19 protein-coding genes are annotated in these 22416 nt (G+C 70.6%); 13 read left to right on the top strand and 6 right to left on the bottom strand.

All coding sequences use genetic code 11. The features are described 5' to 3' along the window. The 6 genes from EOINJALH_RS19470 to EOINJALH_RS19445 all read left to right on the top strand — a co-directional run. Positions 1-407: hypothetical protein (locus EOINJALH_RS19470; RefSeq protein WP_234413932.1), on the top strand; the 407-nt coding region annotated here is incomplete at its 5' end. Next, positions 404-946 carry a hypothetical protein gene (locus tag EOINJALH_RS19465; RefSeq protein ID WP_088283122.1) on the top strand — a complete coding sequence of 181 codons (543 nt, stop codon included), beginning with the start codon at positions 404-406 and terminating at the stop codon, positions 944-946. The genes EOINJALH_RS19470 and EOINJALH_RS19465, both read left to right, overlap by 4 nt. Next, the gene (locus EOINJALH_RS19460) at positions 943-2154 is read left to right on the top strand and encodes an AI-2E family transporter (RefSeq protein ID WP_088283120.1); all 1212 of its coding nucleotides are present in this window, start codon (positions 943-945) and stop codon (positions 2152-2154) included. Before EOINJALH_RS19465 ends, EOINJALH_RS19460 begins: the two co-directional genes overlap by 4 nt. A 140-nt stretch (positions 2155-2294) precedes the next feature. Next, positions 2295-4331: a ribonucleoside triphosphate reductase gene (locus EOINJALH_RS19455; RefSeq protein WP_088283118.1), complete on the top strand. Its 2037-nt coding sequence runs from the start codon at positions 2295-2297 to the stop codon at positions 4329-4331. A gap of 59 nt (positions 4332-4390) precedes the next feature. Next, complete coding sequence (gene nrdD, locus EOINJALH_RS19450) at positions 4391-4609, top strand: anaerobic ribonucleoside-triphosphate reductase (protein ID WP_088283116.1); 219 nt, start codon at positions 4391-4393, stop codon at positions 4607-4609. Further along, the gene (locus EOINJALH_RS19445) at positions 4602-5282 is read left to right on the top strand and encodes an anaerobic ribonucleoside-triphosphate reductase activating protein (protein WP_088283113.1); all 681 of its coding nucleotides are present in this window, start codon (positions 4602-4604) and stop codon (positions 5280-5282) included. The genes nrdD and EOINJALH_RS19445 overlap by 8 nt, the downstream gene beginning before the upstream one ends. 297 nt (positions 5283-5579) lie before the next feature. Here EOINJALH_RS19445 and EOINJALH_RS19440 read toward each other — a convergent pair whose 3' ends face one another. Next, positions 5580-7661, bottom strand: a complete 2082-nt coding sequence (locus EOINJALH_RS19440; protein ID WP_088283112.1) for a M13 family metallopeptidase — start codon at positions 7659-7661, stop codon at positions 5580-5582. 351 nt (positions 7662-8012) lie between these two features. On the opposite strand from EOINJALH_RS19440, the gene EOINJALH_RS19435 reads away from it, so the two are divergent. Beyond that, positions 8013-8648: a hypothetical protein gene (locus EOINJALH_RS19435; RefSeq protein WP_144290097.1), complete on the top strand. Its 636-nt coding sequence runs from the start codon at positions 8013-8015 to the stop codon at positions 8646-8648. 93 nt (positions 8649-8741) lie between these two features. Next, positions 8742-9716 carry a hypothetical protein gene (locus EOINJALH_RS19430; RefSeq protein ID WP_088283109.1) on the top strand — a complete coding sequence of 325 codons (975 nt, stop codon included), beginning with the start codon at positions 8742-8744 and terminating at the stop codon, positions 9714-9716. Between the two features lie 199 nt (positions 9717-9915). On the opposite strand, the gene EOINJALH_RS19425 is transcribed toward EOINJALH_RS19430, so the two are convergent. From EOINJALH_RS19425 to EOINJALH_RS19415, 3 genes are read right to left on the bottom strand one after another with little or no spacing between them, the layout of a single operon-like run. Further along, a complete protein-coding gene (locus EOINJALH_RS19425) occupies positions 9916-10398 on the bottom strand; it encodes an SCP2 domain-containing protein (protein ID WP_088283107.1) in 483 nt (160 codons plus the stop codon). Next, positions 10395-11357: a U32 family peptidase gene (locus tag EOINJALH_RS19420; RefSeq protein WP_088283105.1), complete on the bottom strand. Its 963-nt coding sequence runs from the start codon at positions 11355-11357 to the stop codon at positions 10395-10397. The genes EOINJALH_RS19425 and EOINJALH_RS19420 overlap by 4 nt, the downstream gene beginning before the upstream one ends. 28 nt (positions 11358-11385) lie before the next feature. Beyond that, positions 11386-12405 (bottom strand): peptidase U32 family protein, encoded by a 1020-nt coding sequence (locus EOINJALH_RS19415; protein WP_088283103.1) that lies wholly within the window; start codon positions 12403-12405, stop codon positions 11386-11388. Between the two features lie 302 nt (positions 12406-12707). Here EOINJALH_RS19415 and EOINJALH_RS19410 point away from each other — a divergent pair, with 302 nt between their 5' ends. The 5 genes from EOINJALH_RS19410 (at position 12708) to EOINJALH_RS19390 (ending at position 18181) form a co-directional block, all read left to right on the top strand. After that, positions 12708-13619, top strand: a complete 912-nt coding sequence (locus EOINJALH_RS19410; RefSeq protein ID WP_088283101.1) for a 3-hydroxyacyl-CoA dehydrogenase NAD-binding domain-containing protein — start codon at positions 12708-12710, stop codon at positions 13617-13619. 92 nt (positions 13620-13711) lie between these two features. Beyond that, a complete protein-coding gene (gene amrB / locus EOINJALH_RS19405) occupies positions 13712-15154 on the top strand; it encodes an AmmeMemoRadiSam system protein B (RefSeq protein ID WP_088283099.1) in 1443 nt (480 codons plus the stop codon). Further along, complete coding sequence (gene amrS, locus EOINJALH_RS19400) at positions 15138-16238, top strand: AmmeMemoRadiSam system radical SAM enzyme (RefSeq protein WP_088283097.1); 1101 nt, start codon at positions 15138-15140, stop codon at positions 16236-16238. Before amrB ends, amrS begins: the two co-directional genes overlap by 17 nt. 172 nt (positions 16239-16410) lie before the next feature. Beyond that, complete coding sequence (glgC, locus tag EOINJALH_RS19395) at positions 16411-17727, top strand: glucose-1-phosphate adenylyltransferase (RefSeq protein WP_234413931.1); 1317 nt, start codon at positions 16411-16413, stop codon at positions 17725-17727. 25 nt (positions 17728-17752) lie between these two features. Further along, the gene (locus tag EOINJALH_RS19390; protein WP_088283095.1) at positions 17753-18181 is read left to right on the top strand and encodes a universal stress protein; all 429 of its coding nucleotides are present in this window, start codon (positions 17753-17755) and stop codon (positions 18179-18181) included. Between the two features lie 19 nt (positions 18182-18200). Here the strand turns inward: EOINJALH_RS19390 and mgtA are convergent, their stop codons facing one another. Both mgtA and EOINJALH_RS19380 read right to left on the bottom strand, forming a co-directional pair. Continuing rightward, positions 18201-20828: a magnesium-translocating P-type ATPase gene (mgtA, locus tag EOINJALH_RS19385; RefSeq protein ID WP_088283093.1), complete on the bottom strand. Its 2628-nt coding sequence runs from the start codon at positions 20826-20828 to the stop codon at positions 18201-18203. A gap of 105 nt (positions 20829-20933) precedes the next feature. Then, positions 20934-22343, bottom strand: a complete 1410-nt coding sequence (locus EOINJALH_RS19380; RefSeq protein ID WP_158219822.1) for an OmpP1/FadL family transporter — start codon at positions 22341-22343, stop codon at positions 20934-20936. Between the last annotated feature and the right edge of the window lie 73 nt (positions 22344-22416).

The raw sequence follows: 22416 nt of genomic DNA, 5'->3' as shown, positions 1-22416 counted from the left end.
CGCCCCACCCGCGCACGGATCACCGCATGCACCCCCTGCTTCAACTGGCCGCGACGCGGCCGCAACTGCTGGCTGACCATGCCGGGGCCTATGCCGATCTGGTGGCGGCCGAGTTCGGCAGCGCGTCGGCCCGCTGGCAACGGCGTGCGGTGCTGGGTGCGACGGCCTTCTGCTGCGCTGGCGTGGCCGCGGTGCTGGCCGGCGTGGCCCTGATGCTCTGGGCCGTCACGCCCCCGGCGGCCCTGCTGGCGCCGTGGGCGCTGGTCGCTGCTCCGGTTCTGCCCGCGGTGGTGGCCCTGGCCTGCGGCATCGCCGCACGGACAGCCAACCCGCGCGGCGGCTTCCACGTCCTGCGCCAGCAGGTGGCCGCCGATCTCTCGATGCTGCGCGAACTGGCGGGCCGATGACCGACCTGCCGAGCCCGGTCGACCGACTGGCCCGGTCGCGCGAGCACCTGCGCGCCGCCCTGCGCCAGGCCTCCGGCATCGGTGCCGAGGAGTCGGACCCGCCTTCCAACGAACAGGACAGTGCCTGGCGGCAGGGGCTGCACTCGCTGCCCGGCGGCGAGGCCGTGGCCGAGGCCGTCGGTGCCTGGTGGGCGAAGCACCCGATGCGCATCGCCGTCGAGGTGCTGGCAGAGGCCTTGCAGTCGCTGCTGCGCCCGGTGGCGCAGCGCCACCCGGTGGGCCTGGTGCTGGGCGCGATGCTCACCGGCGCCCTGCTGGCCTGGGGCCGGCCCTGGCGGTGGATCCTGACCCCCACATTGCTGGCCACCCTGCTGCCACAGTTGTTCGCCAAGGTCACGGCCAAGGTGACGTCGGCAGGATGGCTGTCGGTGCTGGCCACGGTGGCTTCGCTGGCGGCACGGCAGACGTCGGCACCTCCGTCGTCGCCACGAACCGATCCCCGGAACAGCCCTTCGCACCGCCCGCCGACGGCGCCATGATCGCGGCCGACGCCGCACCACAGGCAGAGCTGCCCGCAGAAGCGGCCGAGCTGGCCGAGGCGCAGGCCCCACCACGCGCGCGGTCCGGCACCGCCAGCATCGTGCTGGCCACGCTGGCGGTGATCGCCGCGCTCTGGTGGGGCCAGCGCTTCCTGGTCCCGTTGACCGCCGGCCTGATGCTCGCCATGCTGCTGATGCCCCTGACCACGCGGCTCGGGGCCTGGCTGCACAGCGGCCTGGCGGCCACCGTGCTGGGCCTGGCATTGGCCATGGGCACCCTGGCCGCCGGCGCGCTGGCCTTTGGCGGGCAACTGGTGCGCGTGGCCGAGCGCGTGCCCGAGATGATCAGCATGGCCGCGCAGCAACTGGCCGAAAGCGACACGGCCGCGGTGTCGGTGCTGTCGCGGGCGCGCGATGCGCTGCAGCAGCTGGACCGCGCCGCCGACCGGCTCATCGCCACCAAGCCGGTGACGCGGCCCGGCAGGCGGCCCGCGGCCACGCCGGTCGCCTCGCCAGCGTCCGCAGCGTCGCCGAACCTGGGCCTGGCCGCCGGCGCCACGGTGGCCCTGCGCGAGACGGCGGTCAGTGGCTCCAGCGCCCTGATGAGCCTGGCCAGCAACCTGGCGATCATCCTGTTCATCGCATTCTTCGTGCTCAGCGGCGGCCAGTCGCTGGCGGCACGGTTCCTCGGCCTGTGGAGCTACAACCACCGCGTGCACCACAGCGCCCGCCTGGCCATGTTCGAGTGCGCCCGGCAGACCCGGCTGTACGCCGGCGTGCTCCTGATCACCAACACCTCCATCGGCATCGCCGTGTGGGCGGCCTTCGCGGTGGCCGGCCTGCCCGATGCCGTGGGCTGGGGCGTCACCGCCGCAGTGCTGCACGTCGTGCCCTACCTGGGCATGGCCCTGCTCACCGTGCTGGGCGCGGCCGAGGCCTTCCTGGCCCACGAGTCCATCGGCGCCGCACTGGCGATGGCCACCTACCTGGTGCTGATGTCCACCGTGATCGGCACCTTGGTGACCGCCTGGCTGCAGGGCCGCGCCGCGAAGATGAACCCGGCCACGGTGTTCATCGGCCTGATGTTCTGGAGCGCACTGTGGGGCATCTGGGGCCTGTTCCTGGGGCCGGCGCTGGTGGTGCTGTTGAAGGTGGTGGCCGAGCATTCGCGCTGGGGCACGCGCTTGGCCAGGCTGATGCAGGGGTAGACATCAGGGGAAGCCCGCATGGCGCGCCGCCCACTGACGCGCCCCGCTTTGGGCTGGATCAAGGTTTGGCGTCGCGCCGGCTTCCTACACTACCGCTAGTGTCCTGAAGTCCAGGAGACACCACATCTAGTGCCCACACGATGCAACCCACGACACCGCCCACTGCCTCCACCGCCACCCCGCTGGCCGTCATCAAGCGCGAAGGCCGCACCGTGGCCTTCGACGCCGCCAAGATCGGCGCCGCGCTGGCCCGCGCCGGCGCGGCCACCGGAGAGTTCGGCCCCGCGCGCGCCGAGTCGCTCACCTTGCTCGTCACTGCGCGGCTGCAGCGTCGTGTCACCGGAGTGGAGCAGATCCAGGACGAGGTCGAGCGCGTGCTGCAGGAGAGCGGCCACTTCGACACCGCACGCGCCTACATCGTCTACCGCGAGCAGCACCGCACCTTGCGCGCCGACCGCTCGGTGGCGGTGGACGTGGAGCGCTCGGTGAACGAGTACCTGGCGCAACAGGACTGGCGCGTCAATGCCAATGCCAACCAGGGTTATTCGCTGGGCGGGCTGATCCTCAACGTGTCGGGCAAGGTCATCGCCAACTACTGGCTCAACCACGTCTACCCGCCCGAGGTGGGCCTGGCGCACCGCGAGGCCGAGCTGCACATCCACGACCTGGACATGCTGTCGGGCTACTGCGCCGGCTGGTCGCTGCGCACGCTGCTGCACGAGGGCCTGAACGGCGTGCCGGGCAAGATCGAGGCCGGGCCGCCGAAGCACCTGTCCAGCGCCGTCGGGCAGATCGTCAACTTCCTCGGCACGCTGCAGAACGAGTGGGCCGGCGCGCAGGCCTTCAGCTCCTTCGACACCTACCTCGCGCCCTTCGTGCGCCAGGATGCGATGGACTACCCGCAGGTGCGGCAGTGCCTGCAGGAGCTGATCCACAACCTCAACGTGCCCTCGCGCTGGGGCACGCAGACGCCCTTCACCAACCTCACCTTCGACTGGACCTGCCCCGACGACCTGCGCGAGCAGGTGCCGGTGATCGGCGGGCGCGAATTGCCGTTCATGTACGGCGACCTGCAGCACGAGATGGACCTGATCAACCAGGCCTACATCGACGTGATGATGCAGGGCGACGCGAAGGGCCGCGCCTTCACCTTCCCGATCCCCACCTACAACATCACGCGCAGCTTCGACTGGGAGCACCCCAACACCGAGCGCCTGTTCGAGATGACGGCCAAGTACGGCCTGCCCTACTTCCAGAACTTTCTCAACTCCGACCTCGAGCCGCACATGGTGCGCTCGATGTGCTGCCGCCTGCAGCTCGACCTGCGCGAGCTGCTCAAGCGCGGCAACGGCCTGTTCGGCTCGGCCGAGCAGACCGGCTCGCTGGGCGTGGTGACGCTCAACTGCGCCCGCCTGGGCTACCTGCACGCCGGCGACGAGGCCGCGCTGCTGGCCGCCACCGACCGCCTGATCAGCCTGGCCCGCACCAGCCTCGAGATCAAGCGCAAGGTGATCCAGGGCCACATCGACAGCGGCCTGTTCCCGTACACCAAGCGCTATCTCGGCACGCTGCGCAACCACTTCTCCACCGTGGGCGTGAACGGCATCAACGAGATGATCCGCAACTTCAGCGGTGACCTCGAGGACATCACCACCGGCTGGGGCGAGGCCTTCGCGCTGCACTACCTGGATCACATCCGCGAGCGCATCGTGCAACTGCAGGAGCAGACCGGCCACCTCTACAACCTCGAGGCCACGCCGGCCGAGGGCACCACCTACCGCTTCGCCAAGGAAGACCGCAAGCGCCTGCCCGGCATCCTGCAGGCGGGCACGTCGGAGCAGCCCTACTACACCAACTCGTCGCAGCTGCCGGTGGGCTTCTGCACCGACCCCTTCGAGGCGCTGGAACGGCAGGAGGCGCTGCAGCGCAAGTACACCGGTGGCACCGTGCTGCACCTGTACCTGGGCGAGCGCGTGTCGTCGGCCACCGCCTGCCGCGAACTGGTGAAACGCGCGCTGACGCGCTTCCGCCTGCCCTACATCACCATCACGCCCACCTTCTCGATCTGCCCCACGCACGGCTACCTGGCCGGCGAACACGCCTTCTGCCCGAAGTGCGACGACGCAGCGCTGGCCCGCAAGGCCGCGGCCCTGCAGGCCGCTCCGGCAACCCCGTGACCGGCGCGCCCGCGCCCTTCCCTCCGCCCACGCGCCCACACCTTCGACAAGGATCCTCCATGACCGTTTGCCTGAGCCTGCCCACCCATCCGCTGCTGGCCGACCACGAGCGCCAGCGCTGCGAGGTCTGGACCCGCGTGATGGGCTACCACCGCCCGATGGCGTCGTTCAACATCGGCAAGCAGGGCGAGTTCAACCAGCGACGCTACTTCGTCGAGCCCGGCCGCGCGCCGACGCCGCAGGTGGACACCGAAGCGCCCGCGCCGGCCTGTGCTTGAGCTGGGTGGCTTCACGCCGCTGAGCACCACCGACTGGCCCGACCGCCTGGCCGCAGTGGCCTTCGTGCAGGGCTGCCCCTGGCGCTGCACCTACTGCCACAACCCCGGCCTGCAAGAGCGCGGCACGGGCCGCGGGCCCGGCTGGGCCGAGGTGATGGTCACGCTGTCGCGCCGCGTCGGCCTGCTCGACGGCGTGGTGTTCAGCGGAGGCGAACCCACGCTCGACCCCCGCCTGCCCGATGCGGTGGCCGACGTGCGCGGCCTGGGCCTGCAGGCCGCGCTGCACACCGCCGGCATCTACCCCGAGCGCCTGGCGGCGCTGCTGCCCGACCTGGCCTGGGTGGGCTTCGACGTGAAGACCGATTTCGCCCGGTACGACGCACTCACCGGCACGCGGCGCAGCGGCGATGCGGTGCGTCGCGCACTGGATCATCTGCTGGCCAGCGGCGTGGACCACGAGTTGCGTACCACCTACCACCCCGCCTACGTCGACGACGACGCGCTGCTGGCCACCGCTCGCACGCTGCGCGCGCTGGGCGCGCCAGCCTGGGTGCTGCAGCAGTGGCGGGCGCACGAGGGCGCCTCCGAGCTGCCGTCCATGCCGTGGCGCTGGCCCGCCGAGGCCCTGCTGGACCGCTTGCGCGCCGAAGGGCCGCCGCTGGCGCTGCGTTGAGGGCGCGCCAATGGGCGCCCCATCGGGTGCCCGAGCGCGACCCGACGATGACGCTTGCGCCCGCCACTTGACTGCCGCAAAGAGGTCGTCATCGCTGACCGTATACCTTCAGTTTCAAGGCGGGCCTGTGGTGTTTCCGTTCGGTGAACTCATCTCGAGCCTGTGCGATGGCGCAAGGCCGGGCCGGCATCGTCCGACGACAAGCAGGCCCTGATCGACATGCTCAGGTCGCGACAGTGGCGCAGCGTGCTCCCCGCCCCTGCCGCGACCGCCCTGGCAGCGCTCCAGGATCGCGGTTCACCAGATGCGCACCCGGTCGGACGGCTTGCGCCACATCGCGTCACCGGGCCGGGTGCCAAAGGCCTTGTGGAAGGCGTCCAGGTTCAACAGCGGGCCGTAACCGCGCACGACGCTGTTGGCGTGGTAGTCGGTGGCGGCCCGCACGCGGATGAGCTCCTCGCGGGCTTTGTAGATCCACAGCTGGGACCAGGCGACGAAGCAGCGCTGGTCGGTGCTCAGGCCGTCCACCTTGGGCTGCGGCTTGCCCTTCAGCGCCCGGTGCAGCGCGGCGTGCGCCATCGTGATGCCGCCCAGGTCGGCGGTGTTCTCGCCCAGCGTCAGGGCGCCGTCGACCTTCAGTCCCGGCAGCAGCTGGAACTGGCTGTACTGCGCGACCAGCCGGCCGTTGCGTTTCTTGAACTCGGCCGTGGCCCGGGGCGTCCACCAGTCGCGCACATTGCCCTGGGCGTCGAACTTGCCTCCGAAGTTGTCGAAGCCGTGCGTCAGCTCGTGGCCGACCACCGCACCCATGGTGCAGTAGTTCACCGCCGGGTCAGCGCCCGGCGTGTAGAACGGCGGCTGCGAGATGGCGGCGGTGATGTCGATGCCGTTGAGCTGCGGGTCGTAGGCGGCGTTGACCGAGACCGGCGTGGTGTGGCCGACCTCGGCGAAGCGCTCGCGCACGGCCGGCTTGCCGACCTTGTCGAGCTCACGCTGCAGCCGGAAGGCGGCCAGGCGCTGGTTGTTGCCCAGGTGGTCGTCGGGTCGGATTTCCACGCCGCTGAAGTCGATCCAGCGCTGCGGGTAGCCGACCTGGATGTCGACCTGGGCCAGCTTGCCCAGCGCGGCGGCGCGGGTCGGCGCATCCAGCCAGGGGTTGGACTTCAGGCGCCGGGCGAACTCAGCCTTGATGTGGCCCACCATCTGCGTGATCTCGCGCCGGGTGGTGTCGGTGTAGTACTGCTGCACATACAACTGAGACATCGGGTGGTACAGCTGCATCGTCAGCGCCTTCACCGCCTGGCGCTCCAGTGGCAGCGAGGTGGCCAGGCCGTCGCGCTGGCGCTGGTAGTCCTGGCTGAGCTGGAACCAGGGCTGGCCGAGCAAGTCGGCGTTCAGCGCCAGCACCCACCAGCGAAGCAGCGTCTGCACGTCCTGCGCAGGCCGGCTGCTGAGCAACTGCTGCGTCGCCTTGGCCGCGCCGAGGTCGTACACCTGCACCCGGGCGGGCAGCGTCAGCTCAGCTGCCGCAGCCATCGCCCGCAGGTCGAAGGCGGGGATCAGGGCCTGCGCCTCATCCACCGACAGCAGGTTGTAGATCAGCGCCGGTTCGTACAACTGCAGAGGCGTCAAGCGCCTCGCCGCCAGTTCCCCTTCCATCGCCAGGATGGTGCGCGCCTTGGCGGCCGCCACATCGGGCGCATCGCCCAGCTGCTGGTGCATGCGGGTGATGTAGTCGACGTACACGTCACGGATCTTCTGGCTGGCCGGATCGCGATACTGGTCCTGCGGCAGCTGCAGGTCCCCGAACTGCAGGGACAGCTGCGTGCGGCTGCTGTCCTTGAGGTCGGGCACCGTCATCAGGTTGAACAGCGGCGAATTGCCGGTGCCGGCCTGCAGCCGCAGCGACACCCGGGCCAGGTCGGCCGGGCCGACGGCGCGCGTGGCCGCGTCCAGGTCGGCCTGCAACGGCTGCAGGCCGGCGGCGTCTCGCTGCCGCATGTCGAGCGCGGCCCGGTAGAAATCGCCCACCTGCTGCGCCTGACTGCCCTTGGGTGCCTGGCCCTGGCTGGCCTGCACGGCCAGCCGCTGCAGCTGACCATCCAGGTTGGCGCCCAGCATCGAGAAACCACCGATGTCGGACTCGGCATCGGGAATCGCCAGCCGCTTCAGCCAGTTGCCGTTGGCATAGGCGTAGAAGTCCTGGCGCGGGTCGACGCTGCGGTCCATGTGGCTGGCCGAATAGCCGATCACCCCGGTTGGCGACTGGGTGGTGGGCTTGACGGGCCGGTGGATCACGGCGGCCGACGGGTTGGGCGGGCCAGCCAGCGCGAAGGTGCTCGACAGGCAGAAGAAGATGGTGGTGGCAATCCGATTCATGGGTTCTCCGTCGTTGCATCCACTTTGCCGACATGGCGCATCAGCCACAAGCCATAAAGCGCACTCGGCAGCGCCAGCAGCAGGATAGGCGCCAGGCTCATCGCCTCTGCCGGCGCCGTGCTGTCGACAGGGCCTTCGTCACGACACCACTGCTGAGGTCGCCATTCTTCCTTGTCAGATGACGATGAGGCCCCCGGCGCCACCCTCTGAGGCGCGGACCTGCCGGCCAACAGGTGCACGGGCGCCTGGCGCGGGTTGCGGTGGCGTCGACACCTCACTACCATCGCCGGTACGAAAAACCGACTGGTGCGCGTGGTTGCCGCGCGCGGTCACAGTCTGAGGAGCAGCGCCTTGACAATGACCATCAGTCCTTACGACCTCACGCTCGGCCTGAAGAACGCCATCGAGGTGTGGTCGCAGTACAAGACCCAGCAGCGGGAGAAGAGCTGGTTCGTCGTCGGGACCTGCAAGTTCTTCGAGGAGATCGGCGCCACGGTCCCGGACAAGCCAATTTCGGAGGCCGACCTCATCGCGCTGTCCGCCGTCGTCGAGCGCTGTGAGCGCATCCGCGCCGATCCGATGAACGCGACGACCCGTGGCACGCGGCAGTTCAACGCGGCAGTTGCGCAGATCGCGCCGTTCTTCAAGAGCGAACTCGGAATCACGCTGGACGCGAGCGTCTCACCGAGCAACGCGATCAACAACGAGGTCGCCGACCTCGCCACTGCGACGACGGCGGCCAAGGCCGAGTACATGCAGTTGCGGGCGGTACCGTATGCGGTGCCCGGTGCAGGCTACACCCGACCACCGGCCCCCGGTGACGCCTACCTCCGGGAAGACCGCGACCTGACGGCCGGCGCAACATCGAACATTGACGACATCGCAGGCACCAAGGTCGACGCCGGGTCCGAGTATTGGGTACCCCCCGATCCGACCACCACCGTCGAGGGAACCTACGGAAAGGTGCCCGACGCGCTGTTCAAATGACCACGCGGATGCGGTGAACGCCCACGCCGCCGACCAAGCCCGCCGAACCTCCGACCCACTCCCGGCGCACCGGGGGTCACCGAAAGCGCCGACATGAGCCTGAAAGTCAACACGCTGCCAAACGTCACCGTCCCGTACTCGTCACCCCAGGTGTACAAGAGCCCGTGCGGAGGCTACGACCTGCACCAGACGCTGTCGGGCCGTCTCAACGTCAAGCTGCAGCTCACCGGCGACGACTTCGTGACGACGAATGGCGGCCCGAAGGTCCACAAGAAGTTTCTCTACGTCGACTTCGGCGGCAGCGAGATGGGCGTCGGTTCCTCGCAGGCCACGGGCCCCGGCACGCAGGGCTACTTTGACCAGGACGATATCCGCGGCTACTACATCGAGAAGCTGTCGTGCCTGGCGTGGCTGCAGCGCTCGGGCGACGCTCCGGACCCCGACAAGGCCAGCCCGAACTGGACCATCCAGACCGAGTCGCCCGAGGGCACCAACCAATCCGGTTCGATCAGCAGTTCGGTCTCGTACAACGTCAACGGCTCGGCCGGATTCTTCGGCGATACACCCACCGGCAACGCCGGCGGCGGCGTCACTTTCGGCACCACTCGCAGCCACTCGGTCACCGACTTCACCTTCGCGCAGCACTCGGACGCGAACGTCTTGCGCCACGAAATCACGATGTCGCAGTCGCGTGGCGGCAAGACCTACAGCAGTTGGATGGATCTGGTCAGCGATGGCGCGCCCAACCTGATCAACGCCAAGCCCGAGTTGAACCAACCCCCGGTGCTGGCGCTGTCAAACCTGCCGATTCCGGGTCAGGCGGTCTGGATGAACGAGAACGCTGCCGGACTCGCCGAGCAATTGACGCTGCACGTGTCGATCAACCCGACTTACGTGGTGGTCGAAGGGGTGCCTGGTCAAGGCTCGTTGCTCGTGGCCGGCCTGGCCGGCGTGTTCGCACCTGGTGCGATGGCAGGCCAGGCCGCCCAGGCGATGCCGCACTACAAGCACATCGCATTCGGTGGGCCCTGGACGAACAGTTTCGATATCGACCTCAGCCTCGCCTAGCACGACGCGTTGTCGGCAAACAGCGAGGAGCCGATGACGCCGAAGTACCTCATGTCGAGCCTGTCGAATCGGAGAGGATCCGACGAATGGCCCTGACCTCGAGACACCGGAACGAGGGTTGGACTTTGTTGCCCCTCGTGTCCGTCTGGCCGACACATTGAACATCGGCGCCAGTCGCGCAGTCGGCGCGACGCACTGGTCAAGGACGCGTGCTGGGCGCTGCGGTCGGCGCCCGCCGCGGCCACAGCGGCCCGATCGCGTCGAGCGTGTTCTTCAGCACCAGGCCGAGCTCGGTGTCGCCCTCCATCACCAGGGTTCGCTCGAAGAACATGCGGTCGGGATCGTCCTCGCCGCGCAGCAGGCGCAGGTAGCTGGAGCCGGTGGCCAGGATGCGCAGCGCCACCTCACCGCGCTCGCCGGCCAGCGCGAAGCCGGTGGGGGTGAGTTGCAGCCGCACGCGCAGGCCGAAATCGGTGACGCACAGTTCGACATGGCGGCGGTCCAGCGCCTGGCGCGCGTCGGCCGGCAGGCGCGGCAAAAGCACCCGGTCGAGCACGCGCGCGGCGACGAAGGACGGCGGCGTCACCGGCAGGCGCTCGACCAGCTGGACGACGCGCCGGTGCAGCGGCGCCAGGAAGGCCGGCAGCCCGGCCGGGATGATGCGATCGACGGGTGCGCTCATGCGTTGCTCCAGACCATGCCCGGCAGTCGGCGGGCATAGCCATTGCTGAAGGGGCCGGGCACGCCTTGGGCGGTCCACGCCGCGGCGCGGCTGTCGGCAGTGATCGAGGCGCGGCCCTGTTCGCTCGCTCCGCCGTTCATCACCGCCTCGAAGTCGGCCAGCACCTGGCTGAAGCCCTGGGCGCAGGGCGACAGCCGCAGCCGCGAGACGCCGGCGGCGCGCAGCGCGGCGCCTTCGCCGATCAGGTTCTGCACCGTGGCGGATTGCGTCTGGGTGCCGTTCAGCACCAGGAAGGGCTGGCCCTCGGTGGACGCCAGCGCCAGGCCGTCGGGGTCGGCCAGGCAGCGGTAGCCGCAGTCGTCCTTGGCCAGGTGGTGGTGGCGCGCGGTGAAGCAGCGCGCCGAGAAGGCCAGCGGCATGCGCCCAAAGACCCAGGCCTCGGTGGCGATGGCCTCGCCCTGCGGCGTGCGCACCGGGTCGTTCGGCGGGTTGACCAGGCCGATGGCGTCCAGCGCCAGTTCCACCGGCGCCGCCCAGCGCTGGGCGCCCAGGTCGGCATGCTCGACGAGTGCCGCGCGGCTGTAGATGTTGAGGTGCGGCCCCAACACCAGGGGCACGCGTCCGGCCAGCAGTTGCAGCGCCGATGCGTCGCCGGCCTCCACCGCGAACTCGTGCTGCTCGCCCTGGCGCTCGATCAGGCGCAGGTCGGCCTCGGATTCGATCAGCGTCTGCGCCACCAGCACCACGTCCTTGCCGGCGGCGGCCAGTTCGCGGCCGATGGCCAGCCAGTCGTCCAGGCGCAGTTCGCGCCGGCGCGCGCACACGGCCTCGCCCAGCACCACGGTGTCGGCCGGGCTGTCGGCCAGGTCGGCGTAGAACTGCATCAGCGTGGCGCGCGGCCAGTGGTACAGCACCGGGCCGACGGTGAGGGCCAGGCGCGAGGAAACGTCGTTCGTCATCGGTGAGGTCATGGGTCGGTGAATGCGCTCAGCGCCACGGGCGGTTGTAGGCGCCCAGCGTGTGCTGCTGGCCCTCGGCGTGGCGCGACAGCATGGCCGCCCACTCGGGCTGCACGCTGTAGCGGCCCTGCGCCGAGCAGGCCTGGTCGATGGCGGCGCGCCACACGCGGGTCACCTGCTCGACATAGGCCGCGCTGCGCTGCCGGCCTTCGATCTTGAAGGCCTTGACACCCATGGCGATCAGCTCGGGCAGGATGGCCAGGGTGTTCAGGCTGGTCGGCTCCTCGAGGGCGTAGTCGCGCCGGCCGTCGACGACGAAGCGGCCCTTGCACAGCGTGGGGTAGCCGCGCGGCTCGTCGGGGGCATAACAGTCGATCAGCACGCCGTTCAGCCGCGCCTGCACGCCGTCCTTGGCGTCCTGCCAGCGCACGGCCGACGGCGGCGAGCACACGCCGGCGTTGTTGGGCGACTGGCCGGTGGCGTAGGACGACAGCGCGCAGCGGCCCTCCACCATCACGCACAGGCTGCCGAAGCCGAAGACCTCGATGTCGATGTCGGTGTGCTTGATGACCTGGGCCACCTGCTGCATCGTCAGCACCCGCGGCAGCACCGCGCGCTGCACGCCATAGCGCTTGCGGTAGAACTCGATGGCCGCGTGGCTGGTGGCCGAGGCCTGCACCGACAGGTGCAGCCGCAGCGAAGGGTGCTCGTCGCGGCAGTAGCCCATCACGGCGGTGTCGGCCACGATCAGCGCGTCGGCGCCCAGCGACACCGCCTTGTCGACCGCGCGCCGCCAGGGGCCGGCGTCGCGCGCATCGGCAAAGGTGTTCAGCGCCATCAGCACCTTGGCGCCGCGCGCATGGGCATGGGCCACGCCGTCGCGCACCTGCGCGTCGTCGAAGTTCAGGCCGGCGAAGTTGCGCGCGTTGGTGGCGTCCTTCAGGCCCAGGTACACGGCGTCGGCGCCCGCGTCCACCGCCGCCTGCAGCGCGCGAAGAGAGCCGGCCGGGCAGACCAGTTCGGGGGCCTGCTGCAAATCGTTGGTCATGGTGTCTTTCGAAGCCGCGCGGGCAACGGCGGCCGAGCCCGTCGGGCCCTGTTGCAAGCTGTTGGGACATGCGCCCGACCTGGCGTGCGCCCGGCAACACGCCGCGTGGCAAAACCGCCGGACTGTAGAGAACTCCCGTGGCCGCGGATTGAGGCTGGGCAAACTCGGGCCAATCTCCGCACCGGGCGCGCCCGTTCGTCCGTTCGCCCGCCCGTCCGACGCCGCGCCGGGGCACCCGCGTGGTCCTGGCCTACCATCGGCCAGAGCGCGTGCACACCCCCACTTCACAGGAGACAGGCGGCATGGACAGATCGAATCCCCGGGTGCTCGTGGTCGGCGGCGGCATCATGGGCTGCGGCATCGCGGCCGGACTGCTGGCCCACGACCACGACGTGGTGCTGCTGGTGCGAGACCCTGCGCGCGGCGAAGACATCCACCGCAAGACCCTGGCGCTGATCGACTTCCCCACCGCCGAGCAGTCCGCGGCGCTGTCGGTGCGCGCGATCGACGGCTTCGACGACTGGACCGGCCTGTCGCTCGTCATCGAGACGGTGAAGGAAGACCTGGCCCTGAAGCAGCAGTTGTTCGCGTGGCTGGATGCGCACGTGCCGCCCGAAGTGCCGGTGGGCAGCAACAGTTCGAGCTACCCGATCTCGCGCATCGCCGAGGGACTGGCCACGCGCACGCGCATGTTCGGCATGCACTACTTCATGCCCGCGCACCGGGTGCCGCTGGTGGAGGTGGTGCTGGGCGCCGATTCCGACCCCGTGCTGGCCGACTGGGTGTGCGCGATGTTCACCGCCGCGGGCAAGAAGCCGGTGCTGGTGAAGCGCGACATCCCCGGCTTCATCGCCAACCGCATCCAGCATGCGCTGCTGCGCGAGGTGCTGGCGCTGATCGACAGCGGCATCGCCTCGCCCGAGGACATCGACCTCGCGGTGCGCTACAGCTTCGGCTTCCGCTTCGCGGCCGTCGGCCCGGTGCTGCAGAAGGAGATGTCGGGCTGGGACACCACGCTGAGCGCGGCGCGCGAGATCTACCCCCACCTGTCCAACAGCACCGTGCCGCCGGCCTGCCTGGAGCGGCTGATCGCCGAGGGCCACACGGGCATGAAGAGCGGCCAGGGCTTCATCACCTGGACGCCCGAAGCCGCCCAGGCCGTGCGAGCGGCGTACGACGAGCGCTTGACCGCGGCCTTGCGCCTGCTTGATTGACGCGGCATTGACGCGCCGGGGCCTTGCGTGCGCCCCGGGCCTTGAAGTTTCGGCGCACAGGCCCACACTGCAGGACAGTGGAGGTGCTTGAGATGGACCGCATCCGACCCGCTGCCGTGTCCGGCAGCTTCTACCCCGCCGAGGCGGCTGCCCTGCGTGCGACCGTCGCGGCGCACCTCGCTCGCGTGGCGGCGCCTGCCAAAGCCGCCGATGGCGGACCCCTGGGTCACCGACCAAAGCTGCTGGTCGTGCCGCACGCGGGTTACGTGTATTCCGGCGACGTGGCAGCCAACGCCTATGCGCTGCTGGCGCCGCTGCACGGCCGCATCCGCCGCATCGTGCTGCTGGGTCCGACCCACCGTGTGGCGGTGCGGGGCCTGGCTTTGCCCGCGGCCGAGGCCTTCGACACGCCGCTCGGTCGCGTGCCGATCGACCGCGACGCCCATTCGCGCCTCGCCGACCTGCCGCAGGTGATCGTCAGCGACCGACCCCATGCGCTGGAGCATTCGTTGGAGGTGCAACTGCCCTTCCTGCAGACCGTGCTGGGCGAGGACTTCAGCCTGCTGCCGCTGGCCGTCGGCGACGCCACGCCCGCCGAGGTCGACGAGGTGCTCGAGCGGCTGTGGGGTGGCGACGAGACGCTGATCGTGGTCAGCTCCGACCTGTCGCATTACCTGCCCTACGACGCGGCCCGCCGGCGCGACCTCGCCACCACGCAGCGCCTGCTGCACTTTGCCGCCAATCTGCACGGTGACGAGGCCTGCGGCGCCGTGGCGCTGAACGGCGCGATGCGCGCCGCACAGCGGCACGGGCTGGTGCCACGCCTGCTGGACCTGCGCAACTCGGCCGACACGGCAGGCCGTGGCCACGACCGGGTGGTGGGCTATGCGGCGCTCGCCTTCGACGGCGTGGCGCCCACCCCGGCAGACTGGCGCCCGTCGGACGACGAGGCGCCCGACGCCACCAGCGACCCCGAACTCGGCCAGGCCCTGCTCGCCATCGCCCGCGCCGAGATCGCCCAGGCCCTGGGCCTGCCTGCGCCACCGGTGCCCGAACACCCCCGCCTGCAGCGCGCCGGTGCCACCTTCGTGACGCTGCACGACGGCCGCGGCCGCCTGCGCGGCTGCGTCGGCTGCCTGGAACCGCGCGACGCGCTGGGCACCGATGTGCGCCGCCACGCGCTGGCCGCGGCCTTCGGCGACCGGCGCTTCGCCTCGGTGTCCGCCGAGGAACTGTCCAGCCTGCACATCGAGGTGTCGGTGCTGGGCCCACTGCAGCCCTTGCCCCGCGCCGCCAGCGCCGACGACGCGGCCGCCCTGCTGCGGCCTGGGATCGACGGTGTGGAACTCGATTGGCACGGCCACCATGGCACGCTGCTGCCGCAGGTGTGGGCGCAGTTGCCGGAGCGCCGGGCGTTCCTCGAGGCACTGCTGCAGAAGGCCGGCCTGCCCCGCGACTTCTGGGCCCACGACATCGGGTTGCAGCGCTACCAGGTCACGTCGTTCGAGGAGCCGCGCCATGACCGCCTCCCCTGACACACCCGCCGGGACGTCCCACCCGGCCCGCTGGTGGCACAAGCTGGACGATGGCCGCCTGCAGTGCGACCTGTGCCCGCGCGACTGCCGCCTGCACGACGGCCAGCGCGGCCTGTGCTTCGTGCGGCAGCGCCGCGGCGACGCGATGGTGCTCAGCACCTACGGCCGCAGTTCGGGCTTCGCCATCGACCCGATCGAGAAGAAGCCGCTGAACCACTTCCACCCCGGCTCGGCGGTGCTGTCCTTCGGCACCGCCGGCTGCAACCTGGCCTGCAAGTTCTGCCAGAACTGGGACATCTCGAAAAGCCGCGAGATGGACCGGCTGCAGGACGAAGCCTCGCCGCAGCGCATCGCCGAGGCCGCGCGCGCCAGCGGCGCGGCCAGCGTGGCCTTCACCTACAACGACCCGGTGATCTTCGCCGAGTACGCGATGGACACGGCCGACGCCTGCCACGCGCTGGGCATCGAGACGGTGGCCGTCACCGCCGGCTACATCCACCCCGAGCCGCGGCGCGAGTTCTTTGCGCGGATGGACGCCGCCAACGTCGACCTGAAGGCCTTCACCGACAAGTTCTACGTCGAGCAGACCGCGTCGCACCTGGCGCCGGTGCTGGACACGCTGCAATACATCCAGCACGACACCCGCTGCTGGCTCGAAATCACCACGCTGCTGATCCCGGGCCTGAACGACAGCACGCCGGAACTGGAGGCCATGACGCGCTGGATCGCCGACCACCTGGGGCGCGACGTGCCGCTGCACTTCACCGCGTTCCACCCCGACTACAAGCTAGGCGACCTGCCCCGCACGCCGTCGGCCACGCTGCAGCGCGCACGCCGCATCGCCCGCGATGCCGGCCTGCGCCACGTGTACACCGGCAACGTGCACGACGTCGAAGGCGGCACCACCCGCTGCCCGGGCTGCGATGCCGCGCTGATCGAGCGCGACTGGCACGCGGTGCTGCACTACGCACTCGACGAGCACGGCGCCTGCCCGCACTGCCACACGGCGGTGGCGGGCCGCTTCGACCCGCGGCTGGCCGGCCGCACCGGCCACCGGCGCATGCCGCTGCGCGTGGTGGTCTGAACGCGGTCGACTGAATCGGGCCGGCTGGGCGTCCGAGTGCGGGACCCGGCGGAACAGCGCGGCGCACAGGGCCGCGCATTGATTCTGCGCAATCGCAACGGACGGCACCTGCGCAGACTGGCCGGCGTCGCCATGGGGTCGGTCGCCCGACCCGTCACCGAAGGACACACCGATGACCGTCATGTCCAGAAGACGCCCCGAACCCCGCACCGGCGCGCAGGAGCGGCGCGCCATCACCACGCGGCGCCAGGCCGGCTCGACCGTCGCCCTGGTGCTGGCCGGTGGCCGCGGTTCGCGGCTCGGCCCGCTGACCGACCGCCGCGCCAAGCCGGCCATGCCCTTCGCGGGCCAGCTGAAGATCATCGACTTCACGCTCAGCAACTGCATCAACTCGGGCATCCGGCGGGTTGCGGTGCTGACGCAGTACAAGGCCCAGAGCCTGATCCGCCATGTCACCCGTGGCTGGGGCTTCCTGGATGCCGGCCTGGGCGAGTTCGTCGACGTGGTGCCCGCCCAGCAGCGCATCGACTCGGGCTGGTACAGCGGCACGGCCAATGCCGTGTACCAGAACCTCGACATGCTGCGCGAGTCCGACCCGCGCCACGTGCTGGTGCTGGCCGGCGACCATGTCTACAAGATGGACTACAGCACCCTGCTGGCCGACCATGTGCGCAGCGGCGCCGACGCCACGGTGGCCTGCATCGAGGTGCCTATCGAGCAGGCCCGGGACTTCGGCGTGATGCGCATCGACGACTTCGGCCGCGTCATCGACTTCGAGGAAAAGCCGAAGCACCCCCGGCCGGTGCCGGGCCGCCCGGACCGGGCGCTGGCCAGCATGGGCATCTACGTCTTCAACGCCGCGTTCCTGTACCGCGAGCTGGACCGCGATGCCGCGGTGGACGACTCGTGCCACGACTTCGGCCGCAACATCCTGCCGCGGGCCGTGGCGCACGCCCACGTGCATGCCCACGATTTCGCCAACAGCTGCGTCGGCGCCAACGGCGACGCGCCCTACTGGCGCGACGTCGGCACGCTCGACGCCTACTGGGAGGCCAACATGGACCTCACCCGCCCGCTGCCCGAACTGGACCTGTACGACGACGACTGGCCGATCCGCACGCTGCAGCACCAGCTGGCGCCGGCGAAGTTCGTGTTCGACGACGAAGGCCGGCGCGGCATGGCCATCGATTCCGTGGTGTCCAGCGGCTGCATCGTCAGCGGCGCCACGGTGCGGCGCTCGGTGCTGTTCTCGAAGGCGCGCATCGGCGACGGCAGCCTGGTCGAGGATTCGCTGGTGCTGCCCGACGCCATCGTCGGCCGCAACGTCGTGCTGCGCCGAGCCATCGTCGACAAGCGCTGCGTGCTGCCCGACGGGCTGAAGGTGGGCGTGCACCCGGCCGAGGACCGCGCCCGCTTCGTCGTCACCGACAAGGGCGTCACGCTGGTCACGCCCGACATGCTGGCCCAGCTCGCACCAACCCGCCGCTGAGCCCCGACAACCCTGGAGAGCACACATGCTGAAGTTGTTGATCGCGGTCGACGGGTCCGACCACGCACGCCATGCGGTGGAGGCCGCCGCCCGGCTCGCGACGCAGGCCGAAGGCGTCGAGGTGATGCTGCTCAACGTGCGCGAGGACTCCGGCTACCACGGCGAGCTGCCGCCGATCGACCATGACTCGATCGAGCGCTCGCTGCGGGTGCAACAGGAGGCGCTGCTCGAATCGGCCGCCGCCCAGGCCCGCGTGCAGGGCCTGCAGAAGGTGACCACGATGGCCGCGGTGGGCGCCATCGCCGCCGAGATCGTGCGCGTGGCGGCCGAACACAAGTTCGACATGATCGTGATGGGCACGCGCGGCATGACCGCGCTGGGCGGGCTGCTGCTGGGCTCGGCCGCGCAGCGCGTGGTGCACCTGTCGTCGGTGCCGGTGCTGCTGACGAAGTGACACGGGCGCCGCGCGGGGGTCACGCGGCGCGACGGCGCCGGGCCCGCACGCGCCCGCGACGACGCACCGGCGGCGCCGCGTAGAAGCGCTGCTTCACCACCTCGGTGGCCACCACGTAGCCCAGCAGCAGCGCGCCCAGGCCCAGCCACAGCAGCGGCGACGGCGGCTCCAGGCCGAACATCGACGCCACCGGCGGGATATAGGGCAGTGCCACCGCCAGCACCGCCACCGCCAGCGTCGACACCGCCAGCAGCGTGCCCGGCCGGCTGCGCCAGGCCGGCCGGTGCGTGCGCAACAGCAGCACGACGACCAGTTCGGTGAGCAGCGAGACCACGAACCAGCTGGTCTGGAACAGCGCCTCGTGGGCGTCGAACACCTTCAGCAGCAGCCAGAAGCCGAGCAGGTCGAACACCGTGCTGGTGAGGCCGAAGACGATCATGAAGCGGCGCAGGTCGTGCACGTCCCAGCGCTGCGCGAAGGCCAGGCGCTCCTCGTCGACGTTATCTGTAGAGATCGCCAGCGACGGCAGGTCGGACAGGAAGTTGTTCAGCAGGATCTGCTTGGCCGCCAGCGGCAGGAACGGCAGCAGCGGCGCGGCCAGCGCCATGCTGACCATGTTGCCGAAGTTGGCGCTGGTGGTGATGCCGATGTACTTCAGCGTGTTGGCGAAGGTGCGGCGGCCCTCCTCCACGCCTTGGCACAGCACCGCCAGGTCGCGCCGCAGCAGCACCACGTCGGCGCTCTCGCGGGCCACGTCCACCGCCTGGTCCACCGAGATGCCCACGTCCGCCGCATGCAGCGCCGGCGCATCGTTGATGCCGTCGCCCAGGTAGCCCACCGAGTGCCCGGCGTGCTGCAGCGCGCGCACGATGCGCTCCTTCTGCTGCGGGTCCACCTCGACAAACAGGGTGGTGCCGCCGGCGCGCTGCCACAGCGCCTCGTCGTTCATCGCGTTGATCTGTTCGCCGGTCAGCATCGCCTGCGCGTCCAGCCCCACCCGGGCGGCCAGGTGGGCGGCCACGTGCCGGTTGTCGCCGGTGATCACCTTGATGGCGATGCCGCGCGCGGCCAGCTGCTCCAGCGTGGCCTGCACCCCCGCCTTGGGCGGATCGACGAAGCACAGGAAGCCGGTGAAACACATGCCGCGCTCGTCGTCGTGGCCGTAGGCGGCGCGCGGCTCCGTCGTGCGCGTGGCCAGCCCCAGCAGGCGCAGGCCGCGCATGCCCTGGGCCTGGTACCAGGCGCGCAACCGCTCGCGCTCGGCATCGTCCAGCGCCACTGGCACGCCGTTGCGGTCCACCTGGGTGCACACCGACAGCACGTTGTCGAAGGCCCCCTTGGTGATCACCCGGTGCGGCCCACCCGCGGCCGGTTCGACCACGATGGTCAGCCGCTTGCGCAGGAAGTCGTACGGGATCTCGTCCACCTTGCGCCAGCCCTGGGTGTCCATCCCCGCCTGTTCGCCGGCCGCCACCAGCGCCAGATCGAGCGGGTTCTCGATGCCGGTCTCGAAGGCGGCGTTGAGAAAGGCCAGGCGCAGCACCTCGACCGCCGGATCGCCCTGCGGCGAGACGGCCGCGTCCAGCGACATCACGCCCTCGGTGAGCGTGCCGGTCTTGTCGGTGCACAGCACGTCCATGCCGCCCAGGTTCTCGATAGCGGCCAGGCGCCGCACGATCACGCCGCGCCGCGCCATGCGGCGGGCCCCCGCCGACAATGTGACGCTCATGATGGCCGGCAGCAGTTCCGGCGACAGGCCCACCGCCAGCGCCACCGCGAACAGCAGCGATTCGATCCAGGGGCGGCCCAGCCACTGGTTGACGATCAGCACGAACAGCACCATCACCACCATCACCCGCACCAGCAGCACGCCGAACTGCTGCACGCCGCGTTCGAACTCGGTGTCGGGCGCCACGTCGCGCAGGCGCGCCGCCACTGCGCCGAACGCGGTGCGGCCACCGGTGTGCACCAGCAGCACGGTGGCCGTGCCACTGCGCACCGAGGTGCCCATGAAGACGGCGTTGCTGCGGCGGGCCATCGGCGCGGCGGCCTCCACCACGCCGGCCTGCTTTTCCACCGGGAACGACTCGCCGGTGAGGCTGGACTCGTTGACCAGGAAGTCGCGCGCCTCCAGCACCAGGCCGTCGGCGGGCACCAAGTGGCCGGCCGCCAGCTGCACCACGTCGCCGGGCACCAGCGCCCGCGCCTCCATCAGCCGCGGCGTGCCATCGCGCCACACCCTGGCCTTCAAGGCAAGGCGCCGCCGCAACTGCGCCACGGCGTGCGAGGCGCGGAACTCCTGCACGAAGCCCAGGCCGCAACTGCCCAGCACGATGGCCAGGATGATGGCCGCGTCCACCCATTCGCGCAGCGCCGCCGACACGGCACCGCCGAACACCAGGATCAGCACCAGCGGACTCTGGAACTGGCGCAGCGCCAGCCGCAGGACACCGGCCGCGGGTTCCTCGTCGATCAGGTTGGGGCCGTCGAGCCGCAGGCGGCGCGCGGCCTCGGTCGACGACAGGCCCTGCGGGCCGCTGCCCAGGTCGGCCAGCAACGCCTTGGCCTCGCGGCTCCAGAAGGCCGGCTCGACGCCGGGGCGGGCACTGGCCTCGCCCCGGGCACCGGCCGGGGCAAGGGTGTTCATTCGCACCTTGGCAGGCGGCGTCCCGCAGGGACTCTCGACGCCAAGTGTGCGCCCCCGGCCACCGACCGGTTTGCGCCGCCTCAATCGGCCTCTGCCGGCGCCCCGTCAGTACACGAGCGTGGCCTGGGCCGAGAGGATCACCGTGCGGTTGTCGTAGCGCCCGTCGATCAGGCCGTAGGCCGAGGTGCTGGACGGGTGGCCGCTGATCGAGATGGTGGCCTTGCGCACCCACAGGTAGGCCGCCCCGGCATCGACGCTGAGCGACGGGCTTGCGCGGTACTGGAACCCACCCGCCAGCCACAGGCGGTCGGCGTCCGGCAGCCGCGGCGTGCGCAGGTTCGCCTGCACCGGCGAGCGGTCGACCGCCACGCCGCCGCGCAGCATCAGGTCGCTGCCCATCCGGCGATTCACCCCGAGGGCCAGCTTCCAGGCGTCCTTGAAGTGCTCGGGCGTGCTCTGCAGCAGCGATCCATCACTGCGCCGGAAGGCCAGCTCCTGGATCGACGACCACTGCGTCCACTGCGCATCGACCATCACGTCCCAGTGGCGGTCCAGCGCCGTGAAGTACGACAGGTTGACGATGGCCGGCAGCTTGACCTCGGAGGTCACCGCGGTGTCGTTCAACACGGCGGCGTTGACACCGGTGGCCAGCGCGCCGACCACGGCGGCCAGCGGCTGCGGCACGCTCGGCACCGGGTTGGCGAAGGTGGCGCGACCGTCGATGCGGTAGCGGATCGGCGAACGGTAGTGCACACCGGCGCGGCTGTCACCGTCGATCTCCCACAGCACGCCGGCATTCCAGCCGACGGCGTTGTCCGAGCCGCGGATATCGGCGGCCGATTCCAGCCCGGCGGTGGCCTGCGCGATGGCGTTGAAGGTGGCCGATCCGGGCGCGATGCCGCGCGACGCGGCGGCGGACAGCAACGCGCCGGAATAGTTGATGCGGTTGGTGAAGACGGCCTGGATGCGTTGCACGTCGAGCCCCAGCCCGAAGGCCAGGCCGCCGGCCGGGTTCCACGCCACGGTGGGGTTGAGGTTGAGCGTGCGGATGCTGGACTTCATGGCCTGGAACCGGCCGATCCAGCCGTCGTCGTACTCGGTCACCAGGCCGTATGGTGCGGTGACGCCCAGGCCCACCGTCCAGGTGCGATCGAGCGGCGCGACGACGAACAGGTCGGGCACGACGTTGACGCCACCGGCATCACCACCGTTGCCGCCCAATGGCTGCGAGGCCGCCGGCAGCGAGCCCTCGTTGCGGAACTTCAGCGACGGCGTCACCAGGTGGATCGCACCGACCACCTGGCGCGAACGCAGCCGCGAGATGCCGGCGGCGTTGGACCACAGGATGGAGGCGTCCTCCGCGGCGGCCGCGCCGCCCGCGAAGGCGGTGCCCAGGCCCGAGGCTGAGCTCTCGTTGATCTGGAATCCGGCGGCGTGGGCCGGCAGCGCCCCGATGGCCAGCAGCGAGCCGGCCGCGGCCACGGCGATCGCCGTGCGCTTGAACGAACAGGTCATCGTGATCTCCTCTTCATCGTCGCGGCCACGACGGGCCGCAGGTGGATCCTTGGCCATCGGCAGGGCTCAGGCG

It is taken from the genome of Ideonella sp. A 288 (assembly GCF_002198735.1).
Classification (GTDB): domain Bacteria; phylum Pseudomonadota; class Gammaproteobacteria; order Burkholderiales; family Burkholderiaceae_C; genus Pseudaquabacterium.
This window is presented reverse-complemented; position numbering and strand designations above follow the sequence as displayed.